The sequence below is a fragment of the Amycolatopsis sp. lyj-108 genome, assembly GCF_046549005.1.
In the GTDB taxonomy this organism is placed as follows: Bacteria; Actinomycetota; Actinomycetes; order Mycobacteriales; family Pseudonocardiaceae; genus Amycolatopsis.
Window position 1 is genome coordinate 526,104 of sequence record NZ_JAJPWQ010000005.1, and the last position, 21,123, is coordinate 547,226.

16 protein-coding genes are annotated in these 21,123 nt (G+C 67.3%); 7 read left to right on the plus strand and 9 right to left on the minus strand.

Annotated elements, in window-relative coordinates:
- Positions 1–36: 36 nt before the first annotated feature.
- Positions 37–1,533 (minus strand): AMP-binding protein, encoded by a 1,497-nt coding sequence (locus ACLJO0_RS21945; protein WP_410580300.1) that lies wholly within the window; start codon positions 1,531–1,533, stop codon positions 37–39.
- Complete coding sequence (locus ACLJO0_RS21950; RefSeq protein ID WP_410580301.1) at positions 1,530–2,150, minus strand: TetR/AcrR family transcriptional regulator; 621 nt, start codon at positions 2,148–2,150, stop codon at positions 1,530–1,532. Before ACLJO0_RS21950 ends, ACLJO0_RS21945 begins: the two co-directional genes overlap by 4 nt.
- A gap of 63 nt (positions 2,151–2,213) precedes the next feature.
- Between ACLJO0_RS21950 and ACLJO0_RS21955 the strand changes: the two genes are divergently transcribed.
- Positions 2,214–2,705 carry a DUF1453 domain-containing protein gene (locus ACLJO0_RS21955; protein WP_410580302.1) on the plus strand — a complete coding sequence of 164 codons (492 nt, stop codon included), beginning with the start codon at positions 2,214–2,216 and terminating at the stop codon, positions 2,703–2,705.
- On the opposite strand, the gene ACLJO0_RS21960 is transcribed toward ACLJO0_RS21955, so the two are convergent.
- The gene (locus ACLJO0_RS21960) at positions 2,702–3,880 is read right to left on the minus strand and encodes an aminotransferase class V-fold PLP-dependent enzyme (protein WP_410580303.1); all 1,179 of its coding nucleotides are present in this window, start codon (positions 3,878–3,880) and stop codon (positions 2,702–2,704) included. The two genes, ACLJO0_RS21955 and ACLJO0_RS21960, sit on opposite strands and share 4 nt — an antisense overlap.
- Positions 3,881–3,926: 46 nt before the next feature.
- Between ACLJO0_RS21960 and ACLJO0_RS21965 the strand changes: the two genes are divergently transcribed.
- Complete coding sequence (locus tag ACLJO0_RS21965) at positions 3,927–4,556, plus strand: GntR family transcriptional regulator (RefSeq protein WP_410580304.1); 630 nt, start codon at positions 3,927–3,929, stop codon at positions 4,554–4,556.
- A gap of 4 nt (positions 4,557–4,560) precedes the next feature.
- The gene (locus ACLJO0_RS21970; protein WP_410580305.1) at positions 4,561–5,322 is read left to right on the plus strand and encodes a metallophosphoesterase; all 762 of its coding nucleotides are present in this window, start codon (positions 4,561–4,563) and stop codon (positions 5,320–5,322) included.
- A gap of 228 nt (positions 5,323–5,550) precedes the next feature.
- On the opposite strand, the gene ACLJO0_RS21975 is transcribed toward ACLJO0_RS21970, so the two are convergent.
- The 6 genes from ACLJO0_RS21975 to ACLJO0_RS22000 all read right to left on the minus strand — a co-directional run bounded on the left by ACLJO0_RS21975 (position 5,551) and on the right by ACLJO0_RS22000 (position 12,587).
- Entirely contained in the window at positions 5,551–7,176 is a 1,626-nt protein-coding gene (locus ACLJO0_RS21975; RefSeq protein ID WP_410580306.1) for a CocE/NonD family hydrolase, read from the minus strand.
- Positions 7,177–7,334: 158 nt separating this feature from the next.
- Entirely contained in the window at positions 7,335–8,723 is a 1,389-nt protein-coding gene (gene aspA / locus ACLJO0_RS21980; RefSeq protein WP_410580307.1) for an aspartate ammonia-lyase, read from the minus strand.
- A gap of 10 nt (positions 8,724–8,733) precedes the next feature.
- Complete coding sequence (locus tag ACLJO0_RS21985) at positions 8,734–9,687, minus strand: asparaginase (protein ID WP_410580308.1); 954 nt, start codon at positions 9,685–9,687, stop codon at positions 8,734–8,736.
- Positions 9,684–11,123 (minus strand): amino acid permease, encoded by a 1,440-nt coding sequence (locus ACLJO0_RS21990; RefSeq protein ID WP_410580309.1) that lies wholly within the window; start codon positions 11,121–11,123, stop codon positions 9,684–9,686. Before ACLJO0_RS21990 ends, ACLJO0_RS21985 begins: the two co-directional genes overlap by 4 nt.
- A 4-nt stretch (positions 11,124–11,127) precedes the next feature.
- Positions 11,128–11,799: a FadR/GntR family transcriptional regulator gene (locus ACLJO0_RS21995; RefSeq protein ID WP_125792974.1), complete on the minus strand. Its 672-nt coding sequence runs from the start codon at positions 11,797–11,799 to the stop codon at positions 11,128–11,130.
- A gap of 386 nt (positions 11,800–12,185) precedes the next feature.
- Positions 12,186–12,587 carry a nitroreductase/quinone reductase family protein gene (locus tag ACLJO0_RS22000; RefSeq protein ID WP_410580310.1) on the minus strand — a complete coding sequence of 134 codons (402 nt, stop codon included), beginning with the start codon at positions 12,585–12,587 and terminating at the stop codon, positions 12,186–12,188.
- 132 nt (positions 12,588–12,719) lie between these two features.
- Between ACLJO0_RS22000 and ACLJO0_RS22005 the strand changes: the two genes are divergently transcribed.
- The 4 genes from ACLJO0_RS22005 (at position 12,720) to ACLJO0_RS22020 (ending at position 20,765) form a co-directional block, all read left to right on the plus strand.
- A complete protein-coding gene (locus ACLJO0_RS22005; protein ID WP_410580311.1) occupies positions 12,720–13,805 on the plus strand; it encodes a plasmid pRiA4b ORF-3 family protein in 1,086 nt (361 codons plus the stop codon).
- A 204-nt stretch (positions 13,806–14,009) separates the two neighbouring features.
- On the plus strand, positions 14,010–17,594 hold the full coding sequence (dnaE, locus tag ACLJO0_RS22010) for a DNA polymerase III subunit alpha (RefSeq protein WP_410580312.1): 3,585 nt from the start codon (positions 14,010–14,012) through the stop codon (positions 17,592–17,594).
- Complete coding sequence (locus ACLJO0_RS22015; RefSeq protein ID WP_410580313.1) at positions 17,594–19,066, plus strand: MFS transporter; 1,473 nt, start codon at positions 17,594–17,596, stop codon at positions 19,064–19,066. Before dnaE ends, ACLJO0_RS22015 begins: the two co-directional genes overlap by 1 nt.
- Positions 19,067–19,520: 454 nt before the next feature.
- Positions 19,521–20,765, plus strand: a complete 1,245-nt coding sequence (locus ACLJO0_RS22020) for a low temperature requirement protein A (RefSeq protein ID WP_410580314.1) — start codon at positions 19,521–19,523, stop codon at positions 20,763–20,765.
- Positions 20,766–21,123 lie beyond the last annotated feature (358 nt).

Here is a 21,123-nt window from a genome sequence, read left to right on the forward strand (position 1 = left end):
AACGGTACCGCGATCGGCACTGCCCGAAAGGGCTGTTCAATTCGCCCGAAGTGTCCGCCGCAGCATCTTTCCACTTTCGGTTCGCGGCAGCCGCTCCCGGAATTCGAACCGGCGCGGCGTCTTGAACCCGGCGAGCTCGGCTCGGCAATGCTCTTCGAGCCGCTTCGCCAGCAAGGAATCACCAACGGCACCCTCGACCAGTTGGACGACGGCGACGACCCGTTGTCCCCATTCGGGATCCGGTTCCCCGATCACCGCGACGTCGGCGACGTCGGGATGACCCAGGAGCCGCGCCTCGATTTCTGCGGGGTAGATGTTCACGCCGCCGGAAAGGATGAGATCCGTCCGCCGGTCGCAAAGAAACACCCGGTTCGCGGCATCGAGATAGCCGACGTCCCCAACGGTGACGAATTCCCCGGACCGTGCGGCGGCCGTCTTGTCCGGGTCATCGTGATAGTCGAATTTCGTATGCGCGGAACTGAAGTAGAGCGTCCCGGTCTCGCCCGCGGGGAGTTCGGCGCCGTCGTCGTCGAGAACCTTGACCCGCACCCCGTCCAGCGGTTCGCCGACGGTGCCCGGCGCGGCGAGCCATTCGCGCGCGTGTACCGCCGTGATCAGGCCCTCGGACGCGCCGTAATACTCGTGGACCACCGGCCCGAGCCAGGCGAGCATCCGCTCCTTGACCTCGCGCGGGCACGGCGCGGCACCGTGGATCACCGAGATCAGGCTCGACAGGTCGTAGCGCGCTCGCACGTACTCGGGCAGCCGCAGCATGCGGTGGAACATCGTCGGCACCAGATGCGTGCTCGTCACGCGGTGCTTTTCCGTGAGCCGCAGCGTTTCCTCGGCGTCGAACCGGTCCATCAGCACGAGTGTGTGCCCGAGATGCAGGATCGACGTCGAGAACATGCCCGGTGCCGCGTGGTAGAGCGGGCAGGCGACGAGGTGAACGCCGTGTCCTGGCAGGACATCCAGCCGTTCGAGGACGTGCGCGTGGATCGGGTGCAGCGCGGGTGGCCGCCCGGACAAGGCACGCCGCACGCCTTTGGGACGCCCTGTGGTTCCGGACGTGTAGAGCATCGTCTGGCCGGCGGTCCGCCGCTCCGGCGCGGTGGTTGGCAGGTTCGCGCCCCAGACCGCGTAGTCCGCCCATCCGGGTGTCGCGCCGCGCGAAAACCGGTGCCGGCCATTCAGTTCCGTGGTGCACGTGGCCGCGATGTCCGCGTCCGCGACGGCGACCTTGGCACCGCTGTTGGCCGCGATGTAGCCGATCTCGGCGGGCGAGGACCGATGGTTGACCGGCGTGAAGTACATCCCCGCCTGCAGGGTCGCCAGCAGGAGCTCGTAGTAGGTGAGTCCATTATGGATGATCGCGAGCACGCCGTCGCCTTCGCCGAGGCCGAGCGCCCGCAGGGCGTGGGTCAGCTGATTCGCGCGTGCCGAGAGTTCGCCGAAGGTGGTCTCGCGCCCGTCGACGTCGATCACCGCGACGCGGCCGGGGTCCTGGGCGGCGACCTCGTAGAACGTGCTCATTTCGTCACCGATCCGGGGTGTCGCAGGGTTTCCAGATGCCGTCCGAGCACCGTGCGCATCAGCTCGGGCGGCGTCCGCCCGCTTGCCATGGCGAGGCCGTCCAGCAACGCCGCCAGCCGTTCGGTTTCGACGTCCAGGTCGAGGTCGTCGAGCAGGCCAACCGCGCCACGCGCGCCTTCGAGCACCCGGCGGACGAGTGCGCGGATCCCCGCGTGTGCCCGCGCGGCTTCCTCGGCGAGATCCGGGCGGTACTTCGCGGCGGCGGAGAAGGCCAGCCAGACGTCGGTCTCGGCACGGGTCTGCTCGGTGAGCGGAAGCAGTTCGCCGAGCAGCGCTTCGGTGAGTTCCTGACGGCGTGAACGCGGGGTCTCCGGATCGAGCAGTTCGGGTAGATGGCGCAGCAGCCGCGCTTCCACCCGGTCTCCGAGCGCGCGCATGGCGAACACGATCAGCTCGTCGTGCCCTCGGAAGTAGTGCCGCACCGAACCGATCGCGAGCCCGGCGTCGTCGGCCACGCTCCTGAGCGACGCCTGCGCGAGGCCGTCCCGCTGGATCACCCGGAAGACGGCTTCGGCTATCTCCAAGCGCCGGGCTTCGGGGTCGACGATCTTCGGCATGTTGCCTTTATAGCACGACCTTGCTATTTTATTTGGCACAGTCGTGCTACAAAGGGGGAGTTCATGCGGACCTGGTTGCTGATCGCGCTGGCGGTCGCCGTGGTGATCGTGATCGTCGTGCGCAGGCTGCGCGGGGAGCCACTGGTCGCCCGCGAGGTGTTCGGGGCGCCGGTGGTCCTGCTCGCTTTCGGCGTCTACGGCCTGGTCAAGCTCGAAAGTTTCACCCTCACGGACGGTGCCTGGCTCGTGCTGGGTTCCGTGATCGGTTGCGGCCTCGGCGCGGTGCGCGCAGCCACCACGAAACTGTTCGAGCGCGACGGCGTGCTGTGGCTGCGCTACACCGGTTGGACGTTCGGCGTCTGGGTGCTTTCGCTGGTGGTGAACTTCGGGATCGGCTTCCTGGCCACGACGGCCGGGGCGCATCCCGACGCGCGGCCGGTGACGTTGTCGATCGGCGTCAGCCTGCTGGGGGAGGCGTTGGTGATCGGCCTTCGCGCGAAGACGACGGGGCTGCCGTACGCCCCGCCGTCCGAGTCCGTGCTTTCCCGCCGTTAAGCCAGTTTCTCGACTTCGCCGACGAGGAGTGCGATGTCGTCTTCGGTGTTGAAGTAGTGCACCGAAGACCGGACCATCGACGGCAGCCCGCGCGCGGCGAAGTCGAACTGCGCGGACGTCGCTTCGACGACGCTGACGTTGATCTTCTTCGCCGTCAGGCGCTTCTTCACTTCCTGTGACGGCGTTTTCGCGACGCTGAACGTGACGATCCCGCACTGCCGCGTGCCTTGGTCGTGGACGCGGACGCCGGGGACTTCGCGGAGCGCGTCGCGCAGTTTCGCGGCGAGCGCGGCGACACGGGTTTCGATGGCGGGCATGCCCCATTCGAGGGCGTAGTCGATCGCCGCGCCGAGACCGTGCAGGGCGGCGTGATCGCGTTCCCAGACCTCGAACATCTTCGCCGTCGGATCGACTTCGTAGCTTTCGGGCGCCGTCCACGCCGCCGAATGAAGGTCGAGCATCGCGGGCTCGACGCGCTCGCGCAGCCGCGGGTGCGCGTAGAGGAACCCGGTTCCCCGTGGCCCGCGCAGGTACTTGCGGCCGGTCACGCTGAGCGCGTCGCAGTTCAGGCGTGCGACGTCGAGGTCGATCTGGCCGGCGCTCTGGCAAGCGTCCAGCAGGAACGGGATCCCCGCCTCGCGTGCGACCGCGCCGATCTCCTCGGCGGGGTTCACCAGTCCGCCCTGGGTCGGCACGTGGGAGACGGCGATCAGCTTGACGTCGCCGTCGACGCGGCGTTTCAGGTCTTCGACGTCCAGCTGTCCGGACTCGTCGTTCTCGACCACCTCGACGACGGCGCCGGTGCGCTTCGCGAGCTGCAGGAACGAGATGACGTTGCTCGCGTACTCGGATTTCGCCGTCAGGATCCGGTCTCCCGCGGCGAAGGGAAGCGCGTAGAAGATCGCCTGCCAGGACCGGGTCGCGTTGTCGGTCAGCGCGATGTCTTCGGGGGCGGCGCCGACGAGGCGCGCGGCCGAGGCGTACACGCCGTTCATCCGTTCCACAGTCGCCGCGGCCTGCTCGTATCCGCCGATCAGGGCTTCTTCGCGCAGGTAGCCGACGACGGTGTCGGTCACCCGTGCGGGCGGCAGCGACGAACCGGCGTTGTTGAGGTGGACCACTTCCGCGCAGCCCGGTGTCTCGGCACGAGCGCGGTTCACATCGAAGTCCGTCATGCCTAACTGAATACAGTAAGGCCGAACTGCATGCAATACTGCACCGATGACGAGGAACCTGCTCCGGCGCGACCTCGCGGAGGAGATCACCGCCCGCGTGCTCGACGGCCGCATCGCCGCGGACAGCCGCATCAACGAGGTGCACCTCGCGCGCGAGCTGGGCGTCAGCCGGACACCGTTGCGTGAGGCGCTGATCGGGCTGGCCGATCGAGGGCTGCTCGTATCGGCGCCGGGGCGTGGTTTTCTCGTACCGCCGTTCGATCCGGAAGAGGCCCGGCAGCTGTACCCGCTCGTCGCGGAGCTGGAGTCGCTCGCGTTGCGATGGAGCTCGCCGCAGGACCTCGCCGGTCTCACCGGCGGCCTGGACCGGATCGCCGACGAGATGACCGCGGAACTCGAGCGGCAGGGCGATCTGTCCACTTTGGATGATCGTTGGCACGCGCTGCTCGTCTCGCGGTGCACGAATCCGCATCTGCTTCGCCTGCTCGAGCAGACGAAGCCGCTGCTGAAACGCTATGACGCGCGCTATTTCGGTGGCGTCGAACGCGCCAAGGAGAGTATCGATGAGCACCACCGGATCGCCGGCGCGATCCGCGCCGCCGACCTGGCGACGGCGTTGGAGCTGCTCGTACGGAACTGGGTGAAAACGTTGGCATATCTGGAAGACATGGGGTGAAACGATGTTCGTGACGGCACATCTGAGTGACAACCATCTCGACGGCGGGGAACGCGCCGACGAACGCACCGCACGGGTGATGCGGTATCTGGAGAACCTGGCGACCCCGGTCGACGCGATCCTGGTGACCGGGGACATCGCCGACCACGGCACCCTCGAGGAGTACCGGCGCGCGGCCGAACTGTTCAAGACCGACGTCCCGCTGTTCACCTGCCCCGGCAACCACGACAAGCGGGGCCCGTTCCGCGAAGGACTGCTCGGCCAGGCGCCGGACGACGCCCCGGTCAACGCGGTGCACACGGTCGGCGACGTCACCTTCGTGATGGCCGATTCGAGCATCCCGGGGAAGCCGGACGGTCAGTTCGACGACGAGACCATGGCCTGGCTGGACGGCGTGCTCGGTGACGGCGACGGCCCCGCCTTCATCGCCTTCCACCATCCGCCGGTCCCGCTCGGGCTGCCGTTGGTGGACGCCATGCGCCAGTACGGCGAGGACAAACTGGCCGAGGTGCTCGCACGTCACCCGCGAGTGGTGGCCTTGCTCTGCGGACACGTCCACGCGTCGGCGTCGACGATCTTCGCGGGTGTGCCGCTGCGTTCGGCGCCCTCGGTCGGGTCCAGCATCCTGTTCCCGTGGGAGGAGAACGGCCTCCGGCCGTGGAGTGAAGGCGGGCCGATCGATTACGACCTGCCGCCGTCGCTGCTGTTCCACGTGCTGCACGACGACGGCAGGCTGACCACGCACCAGCGGGTGGTCCCTGCCTGACGCAGGTGAGGGGGGATCGGGGCGGTCCGATGTCCCCAATGTCGCATTGGAGACACTGAGCGCCTCCAATGCGACATTGGGGACCTGCCCGGCTCCCGATTCGCCACTCAGACCCCGTTGGAGCGACCAGCCACCCAAAGCCCTCATCGGCCGTGTCGCGAAAGCCACTTTCGGGACATCAGACGTCGCGAAAGTGGCTTTCGCGACACGCTCCTGTGCTCTCCACCCTCATTGACCGCCGAACACCGGAAGTGTGATCCGGGACGGCCGCGCGGGGTCGTGGAAGATCTCGAACCGCGCGGGCTTCCCGTCCACCGCGCTGAAAACGGGCTCGTCGGTGCCATGGTTGCGGGCGAAGCGCGGGAACGCTCCGCCCGCGACCTGCAACCGCAGCCGGTGTCCGCGGCGGAACCGGTAAGCCGTCGGATCGAGGTGGACCTCGGCCGCGACGACACCGTCCACATCGGACTCAGGGTTTCCGGGACGCAGGCGAAGGATGCCGTCGGTGACGTTGCGGGAGACACCGCGACCGTCCACATCGCACAGCCGGACGAAGACGTCGCCGTGCCCGAGGTCGGTCCGGACGTGCATTAGCGCGGAGATCTCGCCGATGACGTCGAGGTCGCGTTTCAGCATGTCACCGGTGAAGAGCAGTACGTCCGGCCGAGCCTCGATGTCCTTGTTGTCCTGTTGTTTCTGCACGCCCGAAAGCAGGGGACCGCCGACGGTCGGGGTCGGATCGGCCGGGTCGAAGGTGAACCTGCCCGGTTTCGACTCCACCGGCGCATCGGGGGAAATCCTGCCGGGGCGCAGGAAATACGACGTGGCTTCGGACTCGGGCGGCCAGCTCTCGAAGTCCAGCCATCGCCCGGAGCCCTGGAGGTACAGGCGCACGGGTGACCGCCTCAGCGGCGCTCGGTCGCCGAGGAGATGGGCGGAGAGGAACCCGATCTGGTCGGTCAGCAGGGTTTTGAGGCTGGCGGGTTCGCCGTGCGCCCACGGGCCGATGGTGATCCGGGGTGCGCGTCCGGCCGCGGCGAGTTCCTTGAAGTCGCGTAGCTGGGTGGAGATGAACAGGTCGTACCAGCCGGTCACCATGGTCACCGGGGTCCTCAGCGCGGCGACCTCGGCGCTGTGGTCCGACGGCGCCCAGAAGTCGTCGCCAGGTTCGGCGTGTCCGGTGACGTCCTGGAGGAACCGCACCTGCTTGCCGATGGCCGCGACGTCCGCGCCGGAGATCGGCAGAAAGGCCATGGCCCGGCGGGTCTTCTTCGTCTGCCAGGGGTTCGGGAGGCTGGCGAACCGGCCCTCCTGGCGGCCGATCAGCGCCGACCACGAGACCATGTTGTCGACAGCGAGGATGCCGCCGGGATAGAAGGTCGACACGAACTCCGACGCGGTCACGCCGAGACACAGTGCTTCGAGCGGCTCGTCGAGGTACGGCGCGACAGCCCACTGCGTGTGGCCGAGGTAGCTCGCGCCCGCCATCGCGACGCGGCCGTCGCACCACGGCTGCTCGCGCAGCCAGGCGATGGTGGCGAGGCCGTCCTCCTTCTCCAGGTGGAACGGCCGGAACTCGCCGCCGGAGCCGAAGGTCCCGCGGGTGCTCTGGAGGACCGTCTGCAACCCGTGCCGCGCGAACGTCCCGCCGAAGATCTTGCCCATCAGGCCCTTGCGACCGTACGGCGTGCGGATCAGCACCACCGGCCGCGGCTCGTCGCCAGGGACGGCGTAGCGATCCGCGAGCAGGCGGACGCCGTCGGGCATCGGGACGGGGATCCCCTTGGTCACCGAGGGGGCGGGGCCTTCGGCGGGCGGGAGGCCGAGGTACCGGTCGAGAAGTCGGTCGAGCACGCCAGTGCCGCCTTTCGTGCGGAGGATCACCTTCCGCTTACGACGGTACTCGCGTGACCCCGCGCCCGCCTGAAATGAAAGCGTCCTTCATCGCGAAATTGGCAATGAAGGACGCTTTCATGGCGCGGGGCGGACCGCCCGGTACCGCCCCGCGGGTCTCAGGAAAGCCGCGCCAGCGTCTCCGGCTTCAGCAGCTTCGCCAGTTCCTCGGCGGGCAGAAGGCCCTTCTCGACGACGAGTTCCGCCACCCCGCGCCCGGTCTCGAGGGCCTCCTTGGCGATCTCGGTCGCCGCCGCGTACCCGATGCTCGGATTCAGCGCGGTCACCAGCCCGATCGAGTTCTCGACGTAGCCTCGCATCACGTCGGCGTTCGCGGTGATCCCGGAGACGCACCGCCGCGCCAGCACCAGGCAGGCCGACCGCAGATGCGTGATGCTCTCCGAAAGCGAGTGCAGGATCAGCGGTTCGAACGCGTTGAGCTGCAACTGCCCGGCCTCGGCCGCCATCGTGATGGCGACGTCGTTGCCGATGACCTCGAACGCGACCTGGTTGACCACCTCGGGGATCACCGGGTTGATCTTGCCGGGCATGATCGACGATCCCGCCTGCACCGGCGGCAGGTTGATCTCGTTGAACCCGGCCCGCGGCCCGGACGAGAGCAGCCGCAGGTCGTTGCAGCTCTTCGAGAGCTTCACCGCGATCCGTTTGAGCACACCGGAAAGGTGCACGAACGCCCCGCAGTCCTGCGTCGCCTCGATAAGGTCCGCCGCGGTCACGACGGGCAGTCCGGTGATCTCGCGCAGGTGCGCGACGGCGGCTGCGGCGTATCCGGGCGCGGCGTTGAGGCCGGTGCCGATCGCGGTCGCGCCGAGATTGATCTCGTGCAGCAGCGTCACCGCCTCGGTGAGCCGCAGCCGGTCTTCGCCGAGCATCACCGCGTACGTCCCGAATTCCTGCCCCAGCGTCATCGGGACCGCGTCCTGCAACTGCGTGCGGCCCATCTTCAGCAGGTCGTGGAACTCGACGGCCTTGGCCGCGAAAGCCTGCTCCAGCACGACCATCGCCTCGGCCAGTTCGTGGACGGCGATGATCGTCGCGACGTTGACCGCGGTCGGGTACGCGTCGTTGGTCGACTGCCCGAGGTTCACGTGCTCGTTCGGGTGCACCCGGGCGTAGTCGCCCTTCTCGTGCCCGAGCAGTTCGAGCGCGCGGTTCGCGATCACCTCGTTGGCGTTCATGTTCGTCGACGTGCCCGCGCCACCCTGGATGACGTCGACCACGAACTGATCGTGCAGTGCGCCTTCGCGGATTTCACGGCAGGCCCGGCGGATCGCGTCGGCGACGTCCGGCTCCAGTAGGCCGAGTTCGGCGTTGGCGTTGGCGGCGGCCTCCTTGACCGAGGCGAGCGCCTCGATCAGATGCGGATACGCGGAGATCGCGGTCCCGGTGATGGGGAAGTTCTCCCTGGCGCGGGCGGTGTGCACACCCCAGTAGGCGTCGGCGGGGACTTCCTTGTCGCCAAGCAGATCGTGTTCCACGCGGTGCATCGAAGGCTCCTCAGGCGGCGAGATGGAGTTCGGCCAGCGCGCCCGTCACGCGCAGGCCGGGGGTGGGTTCCAGCACGTCCGGATCGACCCCGCACAGCGCGAGCGCGGCGGCGAGCACCGGCCGCCGCGCACGGTCACCGCCGTCGGCGATCTTGATCGCGATCGCCGTGCCGTCCGGCAGGGCGGCGACCTGGACGGCCTCGAAACCGTCCTTGGCGATCAGCCCTGGCACCGCGCGCATGAGCGCGGTGACGTCGCGGCGGGTACCGGCGACCAGTTCCGGATGCTTCCGGATCCCTTCGGCCACAAGACCTTCCGGCGTACCCGGGGCCGCCGCCGCGATCTTGCCGACAGCGGTGGCGAGACCGCGCAAAGAAACCGCGAACAGGGGAGCGCCGCAGCCGTCGACGGCGACTTTCGGGATCCGCTGCCCCGTCAGCTCCTCGACGCATTCCGCGATCGCGCGCTGCAACGGATGCGCGGGATCAAGATAGTCCTTTGTGGACCACTCGTGCAGGCGACAGGTCGCGAGCATCGCCGCGTGCTTGCCGGAGCAGTTGTGCGCCAGCCTCGAAGCGGTCCGTCCCGACGCGATCCAGGCGTCGCGCTCGACCGGATCGAACGGCAGATCCTCCGGTGTCCGCAGGTCTTCCGCGGTGAGCCCGGCACCGTCGAGGGTGTTGCGCACCTCCGCAAGATGGATCTCCTCGCCGGAGTGGCTGGCCGCGCCGACGGCGAACCCGGCGGCGCTCAACTCGAGCCCGAGCCGTGCCATCGCCGCGGCCTGCAAGGGCTTCGCCGCCGAACGCGGATAGAACGCCGCTTCGACGTCGCCCGCGGCGAACAGCACGCGGCCGTCCGGCGCGAGGACCACGGCCGAACCGTGGTGCACCCCCTCGACCATTCCGTCGCGGAGGAGGTGCACCAGCGGTTCGTGAGCGGGAACGCGGAGCTCGGGGATCACAGCTTCGTCTTTTCGAAGACGTCCATGTTGATCCGCTTGCGGACCCCGAACCAGCCGCCCACCAGTGCGAGTCCGATGATCGGCAGGCAGTACAGGGTGATCCGGCCGGTCTCGTCGAAGCCCATCAGCACCACGACCGCGGCGAGGAAGATCAGCGTCGCGATCTCGGTGTAGGGCGAGAACGGCAGGCGGTACGACGGTCGCTCGACTTCGCCGCGGTTGGCCTTGCGCACGAACATCAGATGCGACAGCACGATGATCGCCCAGGTGCCGAGGATGCCGATGGCGGCGAAGTTCAGCACGATCTCGAAGGCCTGGCTCGGCACGACGGCGTTCAGGCCGACACCGACCACGCAGACCGCGGAAGTGAGCAGGATCCCGCCGTAGGGCACGTGGTTCTTGTTCATCACGCCGGTGAACTTCGGCGCGGATCCGGCCAGCGACATCGAACGCAGGATGCGGCCGGTGGAGTAGAGGCCCGAGTTCAGGCTGGACAGCGCCGCGGTCAGCACCACCAGGTTCATCACGTTGCCGGCCTGCGGCACCCCGATATGCGAGAGCACGGTGACGAACGGGCTCTCGTTCTTCGAGTAGGAGTCCCACGGCATCAGCATCGCCAGCAGGACCACCGAGCCGACGTAGAAGATCCCGATCCGCCACATGATCGAGTTGATCGCCTTGGGCATGATCTTGCGCGGGTTCTCCGTCTCGCCGGCGGCGACACCGACCAGCTCGACCGAGGCGTAGGCGAACACGACACCCTGGACGATCAGCACCATCGGCAGCAGGCCCGCTGGGAAGATCCCGCCGTGGTCGGAGATCAGCGAGAAGCCCGGCGTGGTGCCGTCGATCGGCTGCTGCGTGACCAGCAGGAAGATCCCGATGCCCATGAACGTCACCAGCGCGGCGACCTTGATGATGGCGAACCAGAACTCCATCTCGCCGAACAGCTTCACCGACACCATGTTCAGCGCCAGCACCACCGCGAGCGCGATGAGCGCCAGCACCCACTGCGGGATCGGGGTGAAGAAGGACCAGAAATGCGCGTACAGCGCGATCGCGGTGATATCCGCGATTCCGGTCGTCGACCAGTTCAGGAAGTGCATCCAGCCCGCGACGAAAGCGCCCTTCTCACCCATGAATTCCCGGGCGTAGGAGACGAAGGCGCCGGAGGAGGGGCGGTACAGGATGAGTTCGCCGAGCGAGCGAACCACGAAGAACGCGAAAAGGCCGCAGACCGCGTACACGATCGCGAGCGCCGGGCCTGCCTGCGCGAGCCGACCGCCCGCGCCGAGGAACAGGCCGGTGCCGATGGCGCCGCCGATCGCGATCATGTTGACGTGGCGGGGTTTCAGCGCCTTGTCGTAGCCGGCGTCTCCGGCGTCGGCGGGCACCGGCGCGGATTTGCCGTCCGCGCTGAGGGTCTGTTCGGTCACGAGTTCAGTCGTCCTTGTTCTGGTGCGTGGCGTGGCCCGGCCGCACGATGGTGGTGAGCGCGGTCTCGACGTGTTCGAGATGCGCGGTCATCGCCGCGACGGCGTCCGCTTCGGAGCCGGCGGCGATGGCGGTGACGATCTCACGGTGCTCGGTGTTCGAGCGGGTCCGACGGCCACCCAATTGGTTGAGAAATGACGACTGGCGCGCCAGCGCGTCCCGGATCTCTTCGATGACCTTGCCGAACACCGGATTGCCCGAGGCCTGGGCGATGGTGATGTGGAACAGCGAATCCAGCGCCACCCACGCGGTGTTGTCGGTTTCGAGGTCCATGCGCTCGACGAGGTGACCGAGCAGATCCAGGTCGTCGGTGCTGCGGCGCACGGCCGCGTAGCCGGCGACCGGGATCTCGACATGTCGCCGGACCTCGAACAGGTCACGGGCCGAGTAGGTCCCGAAGGTGGGGTTCTCGACCGGCCCGGTGGCGGTCACGAAGGTCCCCTTGCCCGTTTTGGACACGGTGAGCCCGAGTGCCTGAAGTCCTCGCAGTGCTTCGCGGACGACCGAGCGGCTGACCTCGAACTCCTTGCCGAGCGCGGATTCCGACGGCAGTTTCTCCCCGACGGGATACTCGCCGCGCTCGATGGCGCCGCGGAGGTGGGCCAGAACGGCCTCCATCGCGCTGACGCGTCGTGGACCACCGTGTCCGGCTGTCTGGCTGTCAGACAGGTTCATGAGACGAGATCGTGCGGTCGGTCCAACGCTTTGTCAAGAGATCGGCCGAGGGCGCCGATCCAGCCTGCGAGGTCCGCTTCGATGGGGTAATCGCCAACCCGTACTGCAGGCTTCTACGGCTGTGAACCTCTGGCGCCGCAGCGTTCTCGCCTTCTGAGGTGGTAAGCATCACAGCGTCGCGCGAGCCGCGATACCCACCTGGACACCCCGGCACGGGATCGCCCGTGCGCATGTCCCGAAGGGCACCTTTGAGACGTTCAACGTCTCGAAGGTGCCCTTCAGGACCTCATCGCGGGGGCTTTTCGCACATCGCGTGCGGCCCCCAGCCTTCATGCCCGCTTGAGCGCGATCACCGGGAACGGCCTGCTGGTCTTCGCCTGATGCTCGGCCAGCCGCGGGAACGCCTTCGCCTGCTTCGCGAACAGACGGTCCCGAGCCGCTCCGGTGACTTCGATCGCGTGAGCGGTGAAGCTCTCTCCGTCCGCCTCGACGTCGACAGACGGCTCCGCGATCAGGTTGCGATACCAGTCCGGATGCGCGGGTGCGCCTCCGTTGGCGGCGAAGACGACGTAGCGGTCGTCGTCGGCCAAGAACAGCATCGGCGTCACGTGCCGCCGTCCGGTGCGGGCGCCGGTGGTGGTGAGCAGCAGGGTCGGGAGGCCATCGCCGTGGCGGCCGTTCGCGCGGAATTCCGCGATCACGTGTTCGTTCATGGCCTGCAGGTCGATCATCAACTCTCCGGGCGGCTCGGTGATCTTGGCGGCTGGTCAGTTTGCACATCAACGCCCAGGTCGGCAAGCATTTTTCGATCCTCGCAGTTCACGACTTCCGAAACTGTCGGTGCTGGTGGCGATACTGATCCCGTGTCCCCCGTCAGCGGCGGCCGCAAGCCCGCCAAACGACCGAAGAGCCGGCGCTCCCTCCGGCCACGTCCGCCTCTGGACGTGGCCAGGGTGGAGCGTTGGCCGAAGCTGCTCCACGGCCCGATCGAACTGTCGGACTGTGTGGTCCACGGCCAGGTGGATCAGGATCTCGTGGTCCTGGCCGCCAAGCTGACCGCGGGCAAACGCTCGGTCGGTGTCGAGGTGGTGGTCAACGATCGCGAGGTCGACGTGATCGAACTCCACGCCGTTCCCGAGGACGCCCTGGCGGTTCTTCGCAACGGCTTCGAGGTCACCGAGGCACCGCTGACACCCGAGGAGTTCCGGAGCCAGGTCGAATCGGCGCTGATCGCCAAAGCGGACCGCGACGCCTGGATTCGGGAAAGAGTCCCCGAGCTCTTGAAACTGGGGACCGATCCGAGGCCCGATCTGCCCGAGCGCGCGGTCCAGCTGCGCCGATGGCTCGGCCTTCCCGCCTACGAACCGCTGCCCCGCATGTCATCGGCCGATCCGCTGCCGCTCGTCCTGCCCCCACCCGTGCCGGTCACCGGGTTCAGGCTGGCGGTCGCGCTGGCCGAGCCGGACGACGCGATCTGGCGACGGCTCGAAGTCCGCTCCGACGTCACCCTCGCCGGACTGCACCGGATCCTCGCGGCCGCGTTCGACCGTGACGAACGGGAATACCACCGGTTCGAGACCGCGTACGGAGGCTTCAGCGTCGACGCGCAGAGCTGTGAAGGCGACCGTTTCGACGACGAAGTGACACTCGGCCAGGTCATCACATCGCCAGGCCACCGGCTCGTCTATGAGGCGGAGAGCTGGAGGCACTGGATCCGCATCGAGCGGCTGGTCGCCCTCCCCGAAGCACCGAGCTGCCTCGACGGCGAACGCGCCGCGCCTCCGGCCGCGTGCGAGGACCACCAGAGCTACGAGATGTTGCTGGAGGCACTGCGCGATCCGTACGACGAAGAGAACGAGGGACTGCTCGAAGAGCTCGGCGGCTACGGATTCGATCCGGAATGGTTCGACAAGGAGGTGGTCGACGAGCGGCTGGCCCGGCTTGGCTGACCTGGCGAGGCGGGCTTCGCGCCCATTCGGGTGGTGATCGCTCCGGCGAGCCAGCTGGATTTGATCTCGCCGAGCTAGCAGACTCGGCAGCGCCCGAGGGCCGTATCCCCCCGCTGTTGCCGATGATCATGACAAGCCTAGGGTGGGAGGACCGGCCCGCGTCAAGCAGCCAGGGATCCGTCTGCCTAGGGGAGGTTTTCGCTGGTGTCGAACGATTCCTTCGTCCACCTGCATGTGCACACCGAGTACTCGATGCTCGACGGTGCGGCGAAGATCGCCCCCTTGTTCAAGGAGGCGGCGCGCTTGGGCATGCCCGCGGTCGGGATGACCGACCACGGCAACATGTACGGCGCGGACGAGTTCTACCAGCAGGCGGTCAAACACGACCTCAAGCCGATCATCGGCATCGAGGCCTACGTCGCGCCGGAGAGCCGCTTCCACAAGAAGCCGGTCTTCTGGGGACAGTCGAACCAGCGTGGCGCCGACGAGCTCGGTGAAGGCGGCGACGTCTCCGGTGCCGGGGCGTACACGCACATGACGATGCTCGCCGAGAACTCCACCGGCCTGCGCAACCTGTTCAAGCTCTCCTCGCTCGCGAGCATGCAGGGTTACTACCGCAAGCCCCGGATGGACCGCGAGCTGATCGCGGAGAACCACCAAGGCATCATCGCGACCACCGGCTGCCCCTCGGGCGAGGTGCAGACGCGGCTGCGCCTGGGGCAGCGCACCGAGGCGATCCAGGCCGCGTCGGATTACAAGGACATCTTCGGCGCCGACAACTTCTTCCTCGAGCTGATGGACCACGGGTTGCCGATCGAGCGGTCGGTCCGTGAAGGCCTGCTCGAGGTCGGCAAGCTGCTCGACCTCAAGCCGCTGGCCACCAACGACTCGCACTACGTCACCAAGGACCAGGCCGACACCCACTCCGCGTTGCTGTGCGTGCAGGCGGGCAAGACGCTGAACGACCCGAACCGGTTCAAGTTCGACGGTGACGGCTACTACCTGAAGTCGGCCGCCGACATGCGGGAGTACTGGGACAAGGAGGTCCCCGGCGCCGCCGACTCGACGCTGCTGATCGCCGAGCGCGTCGAGTCCTACAAGGACGTGTACACGCACAAGGACCGGCTGCCGTTCTTCGAGGTCCCCGAGGGCTACGACCAGGGCACCTGGCTTCGGGAAGAGGTCGCGCGCGGCCTCAAGTGGCGGTACCCGGACGGCGTCCCGGACCCGTACTACAACGAGCGCATCGAGATCGAGCTCGACGTCATCATCGGGAAGGGCTTCCCCGCCTACTTCCTGATCGTCGCCGACCTCATCAACTACGCCCGTAAGGTCGGCATCCGCGTCGGCCCCGGCCGTGGTTCCGCCGCCGGCTCGCTGGTCGCGTACGTCCTCGGTATCACCAACCTGGACCCGATCCCGCAGAAGCTGCTGTTCGAGCGGTTCCTGAACCCCGAGCGCGTCTCGATGCCCGATATCGACATCGACTTCGACGACCGTCGTCGCGGCGAGATGATCCGCTACGCCACCGAAAAGTACGGCGTGGACAAGGTCGCGCAGGTCATCACCTTCGGCACCATTAAGACCAAGGCGGCCATCAAGGACTCCGCCCGGGTCCACTTCGGCCAGCCGGGCTACGCGATCGCGGACCGGATCTCGAAGGCGCTGCCGCCGCCGATCATGGCGAAGGACATCCCGCTCTCGGGCATCGTCGACTCGAAGCACGAGCGCTACGGCGAAGCGGCCGAAGTCCGCGCGCTCGTCGAGACCGACGAAGAGTGCAAGACGATCTTCGAGACCGCCCGTGGTCTCGAAGGCCTGATCCGCAACGCCGGCGTCCACGCCTGCGCGGTCATCATGTCCTGCGACCCGCTGACCGACGCCATCCCGCTGTGGCAGCGCGACGACGGTTCGATCATCACCGGCTGGGATTACCCGTCGTGCGAGAACATCGGTCTGTTGAAGATGGACTTCCTCGGCCTGCGGAACCTCACCGTCATCGGTGACGCGATCGACAACATCAAGACCAACCGCGGGGTCGACATCGACCTCGACACCCTCGGCGTCGAAGACCCGGAGACGTACAAGCTGCTCTCCCGCGGTGACACGCTCGGCGTGTTCCAGCTGGACGGCGGGCCCATGCGTGACCTGCTGCGCCGGATGCAGCCGACGGTGTTCGACGACATCGTGGCGGTGGGCGCGCTGTACCGCCCCGGCCCGATGGGCATGAACGCGCACAACGACTACGCCGACCGCAAGAACGCGCGGCAAAAGGTCAAACCGATCCACCCCGAGCTCGAAGAGCCCCTGAAGGAGATCCTGGCCGACACCTACGGCCTGATCGTCTATCAGGAGCAGATCATGCACATCGGCCAGAAAGTGGCCGGGTACTCGATGGGCCGCGCGGACGTGCTCCGCCGCGCGATGGGTAAGAAGAAGCAGGAAGTCCTCGAGAAGGAGTTCGTCGGCTTCGAAGAGGGGATGAAGTCGAGCGAACTCCTCCCCGGCGGCTTCTCCTCCGAGGCGATCAAAGCGCTCTGGGACACGATCCTCCCCTTCGCCGGCTACGCGTTCAACAAGAGCCACGCGGCCGCGTACGGCCTGATCTCGTACTGGACCGCGTACCTCAAGGCGAACTTCACGCCGGAGTACATGGCCGCGCTGCTCACCTCGGTGGGTGACAACAAGGACAAGTCCGCGGTCTACCTTTCGGAGTGCCGCCGCCTCGGGATCAAGGTGCTTCCGCCGGACGTCAACGAGTCGGCGCTGAGGTTCGCGGCCGTCGGGGACGACATCCGCTTCGGTATGGGTGCCGTCCGCAACGTCGGCGCGAACGTCGTCGAGTCGATCATCAAGACCCGCGAGGAGAAGGGGAAGTACTCCTCCTTCACCGACTTCCTCGACAAGTCCGAACTGGTGGCCTGCAACAAGCGCGTCATCGAATCGCTGATCAAGGCCGGCGGGTTCGACTCGCTCGGCAACACGCGGCTCTCGATGATCCAGGTGCACGAAGACGCGGTCGAAGCCGTGGTCCCGCTCAAACGCCAGGAGGCGATGGGGCAGTTCGACCTCTTCGGTTTCGGCGGGGACGACGACGGCGGGGACGCGGTGTCCTCGTCGCCGCTCGCGCATCTGAAGTTCGGGGAAGAGGAATATCCGCGCAAGCAGCTCCTGGCCTACGAACGGGAGATGCTCGGCCTCTACGTCTCGGCGCATCCGCTGGACGGCGCCGAACGCATCCTGCGCAAACACGCGCCGCGGCCGATCGCCGCGATCCTCGCCGATCCGCCGAAGGAAGGTGAGCTGATCGTCTCCGGGCTGATCACGTCGCTGGAACGCCGGGTCAACAAGAAGGGCGAGCCCTGGGCGATCTGCACCATCGAGGATATGGATGCCTCGCTCGAGGTCCTGTACTTCCCGAAGTCCTACGCGATGTTCTCCGCCGATCTCATCGAGGACAACGCGGTGCTGGTCAAGGGCAGGGTGAACTGGCGCGAGGACAAGATGTCCATCTTCGGCGGCGGGCTCGTGCCGCTCGACCTGTCCGAGGTCGGCAACGGCGACGACGACCTGCCTCTCGTCCTGCTGGCCGCGGCGGAGAAGATCGACCAGTCGGTGGTCAGCGAACTGAAGCAGACGTTGCTGGCGCACAAGGGCGAGACCCCGGTGCATCTGAAGCTGGTCGGCAAGAACCAGACCGTGTTCGCGCTCTACGACTATCCGGTCAAGGTGACTTCGATGCTGATCGGTGAGCTCAAGGGGATCCCCGGGATCGCCGCCAGCACCTGATGAGCACCTACGAACCCGATCCCCGGCGTTGGAAGGCGCTCGCCGTCTCCCTTGCCGCCGGGTTCATGGGCCTGCTCGACGTCAGCATCGTCAACACGGCGCTGCCGTCGATCCAGAAGGATCTCGGCGCGTCGAGCGGCGGGATCCAGTGGGTCGTGTCGGGCTACGCGCTGGCCTTCGGGCTGGTGCTGGTGTCCGGCGGCAGGCTCGGCGACGCGCTCGGCCGCCGCCGCATGTTCCTGTTCGCGCTCGCCGCCTTCGTGCTGACCAGCGCGTTCGCCGGTGCGGCGCCGAACGAGACGACGCTGATCATCGCGCGGCTGCTGCAGGGTTTCGCCTCGGGCATGATGACGCCGCAGAACAGCGGGATGATCCAGGACCTGTTCCGCGGCGCGGAACGAGGCCGCGCGTTCGGCATGTTCGGCGCCACCGTCGGGATCTCGACCGCCGTCGGACCCGTGCTCGGCGGCGTGATCCTCGCGGTCTTCGGCGATCCGGAAGGCTGGCGCTGGGTCTTCTACGTGAACGTGCCCATCGGGATCCTGGCGTTCGCCCTCGCTTTGAGATGGCTCCCGAAACCGGAGACACCGGCGAGAAGCCTGCGGGGCGAGATCGACTTCGTCGGCGTCATGCTGCTGGGTGTCGCCGTCCTCGGTGTCCTGCTCCCGCTGATCGAATCCGAACAGGGTGGGCTCAGCAGCCTGTGGTGGCTGTTCGTGGTCGCGGTGGTCTTCGGTTTCGCGTTCGTGCGCTGGGAACGCTCGATGGTGCGGCGCGGCCGTCCGCCGCTGCTCGACACCCGGCTGTTCACCGGCACCCCGGGCTATGCCACCGGTGCCGCCGTCGGCGCGCTGTACTTCAGCGGGTTCACCGGGATGTGGCTGGTCTTCGCCATCTTCTTCCAGCAGGGCCTCGGCTACACGCCACTGCAATCCGGGCTCGCCGTCACCTCCTTCGCCCTCGGTTCGGCCGTGTCGGCGGCGATCGCGGGACGGCTGGTGGCGAAATGGGGCCGCAAGCTCACCGTCGCCGGGCTGGTCATGGTGATCGCCGGGATGATCACGGTCGCCGTTCTCGCCGGGCAGGATCCCGGCGCCGCGGCGGGCTGGTGGTTCGCGCTGCCGTTGCTCGTCGCGGGCGTCGGCGGTGGCATGGTCATCTCGCCCAACACCACGCTGACCCTGGAATGCGTCCCGACGTCGATGGCGGGGGTGGCCGGGGGAGCGTTGCAGACCGGACAGCGGATCGGCACGGCGATCGGCACCGTCGTGCTGGCCTCGGTCTTCCACGCGGTGCTGGGCGCGAACGGTGGCTACCCGTCGGCGCTGACCGCGGCGATGCTGTGCGCCGCCGTCCTGACGAGTTCGGCGCTTTTACTCGCCGTGATCGAACTTCGTGCCCGCCGGAAGCGGCGTTTGCTCACCGAGCGGGAGGAAGCCGAGCGGGCTGCGGCCGACAGCCAACGCGGCTGAGTCATCCGTGCGTGCCGATGACTACGTTCGGCAAGACCGATGCTCCATCCGAGTGACTGACGCCGTCATCCTCTGGTGCTACTCAGAGCAACCGGGTAGACCTAACGGAGCCTTCACTGCTGTGTCTTGGCTACCGACAGTGGTATTTCTGTCGATCGATCGGGGATGGATCGATCGGCGAAGCGATCGTGGTGAGTCCGGAGTTTTGGGAATGGACACCCACGGTCACGAGCCGGTGGACGGCCGTCGGCGTCCGCGGGGGACCGTTCGGCGGCAGCCCGGCTCACCACCACTGACGAGCCGAGTCCCGGTGAGGCATTCGCGCGGGTGGGTCCGCGCGGGGTCGCCTGGGGAGGTGCACCCGGCCCGGGCCCACTCGCCGCGCCTTCCTCGGAGTGTGTGAACCGCTCCCGGCTGCGAAGATCTTCCGCAGATCGAGCGTGGAGGAACGGTGATGGCGGAGAGTTCTGTACGGCGGAGTCGGCTGCGGGTCTGGTACCGGCCGATGACGATGCGCGATTCCGGTGAAGGGCACCGGGTCGCGACCCCGCTGGAGCTGTTGTTCGACCTGTGTTTCGTGGTCGCCGTCGCGCAGGCGGCCGCCGGTCTGCACCACGCGATCGCCGAAAACCACATCGGGCACGGGGTGCTCAGCTTCGGGATGGTGTTCTTCGCGATCTGGTGGGGCTGGCTGAACTTCAGCTGGTTCGCGTCCTCGTTCGACACCGACGACGTCCCGTACCGGCTGGTGACGTTGGTGCAGATCGCCGGCGGGCTGACCGTCGCCGCCGGTGTCTCGTCGGCCTTCGAGGGCGACTTCACGATCATGGTGGCCGGTTACGTCCTGATGCGGCTGGCGATGGTCGTGCAATGGCTGCGCGCCGCGCGGACCGATCCGCACTGCCGCCCGGCCGCGGTGCGGTACGCCATCGGCATCACGATCGTCCAGATCCTGTGGATCATCCGCCTCGGCCTGCCGGAGTCGCTGGCGCTGCCGTCGTTCTTCGTGCTCCTGGTGGCCGAACTCGCGGTCCCGATGATCGCCGAACGCAAGCGCTGGACGGGCTGGCATCCGCACCACATCGCCGAGCGCTACGGCCTGTTCACGATCATCGTGCTGGGTGAATCCATCCTCGGCGCGACCACCGCGGTCAAGGAGGGGCTGGACAAAGGCGAGCACACCGGCAGCCTGATCTCGCTCGCCGCCGCGGGGCTCGTGCTGCTCTTCTCCCTGTGGTGGCTGTACTTCGACCAGCCGGGCCACGTCCGGCTCGAGAAGGCGAAGAGCCTGTTCACCGTCGCGAGCTGGGGTTATGGGCACTACCTGATCTTCGCCTCGGCGGCCGCGCTCGGCGCCGGCCTCGAAGTCGCCGTCGACTACGACACCCACACCGGACACGTCGCCTCGCTGCCCGCCGCCATGGCCACGACGGTGCCCGTCGCGATCTACCTGCTCAGCGTCTGGCTGATGCACATCGGCCCGACCAACGAATGCCGTCCGATCGCGATCGGGTTCCCGGTGACCGCGGTGCTCGTGCTCGCCGCTTCGTTCACGCCCGCGCCCATCCACATCACCGCCGGGCTCGCCGCCGCCCTCGTCGTGCTGACGGTCGTCGCCACGCATGGAGAGCCGGTTCCGGGGGAAGGCCCGATCGACGCAGGTCAGAGCCCCGGCGCGAAAAAGGGGACCCCCCTGTAAACGCCGGTTTCGGGCCGTGTAATGTTCTCTTCGTCGCCAGGGAAACCGAGCGGCCGCCGGGAACACGAACCAAGCTCCCACCAGATGGTGGTAGAGTGGGTGGCCCCGAACCGGAGAGGTAACTCTACCCCGCTGAAACGGCAGTTTCGAGCAGGTGTTAGAGTGTGCTCCGGACAAAAGCCAAGAAATAACTGCTTCGGATAAGGCCGCGTGAGTGGTGCGATTCGGGGTGTGTTGCTTGAGAACTCAACAGTGTGCTAGTGAACTAAGCCAGTAGAGCTTATGTATTTGAACCTCGTTTGAGGTTCCTTTGAGAGCAAGAAAATTTTGCCTCGATTGAATTCGAAGACATTGTTGG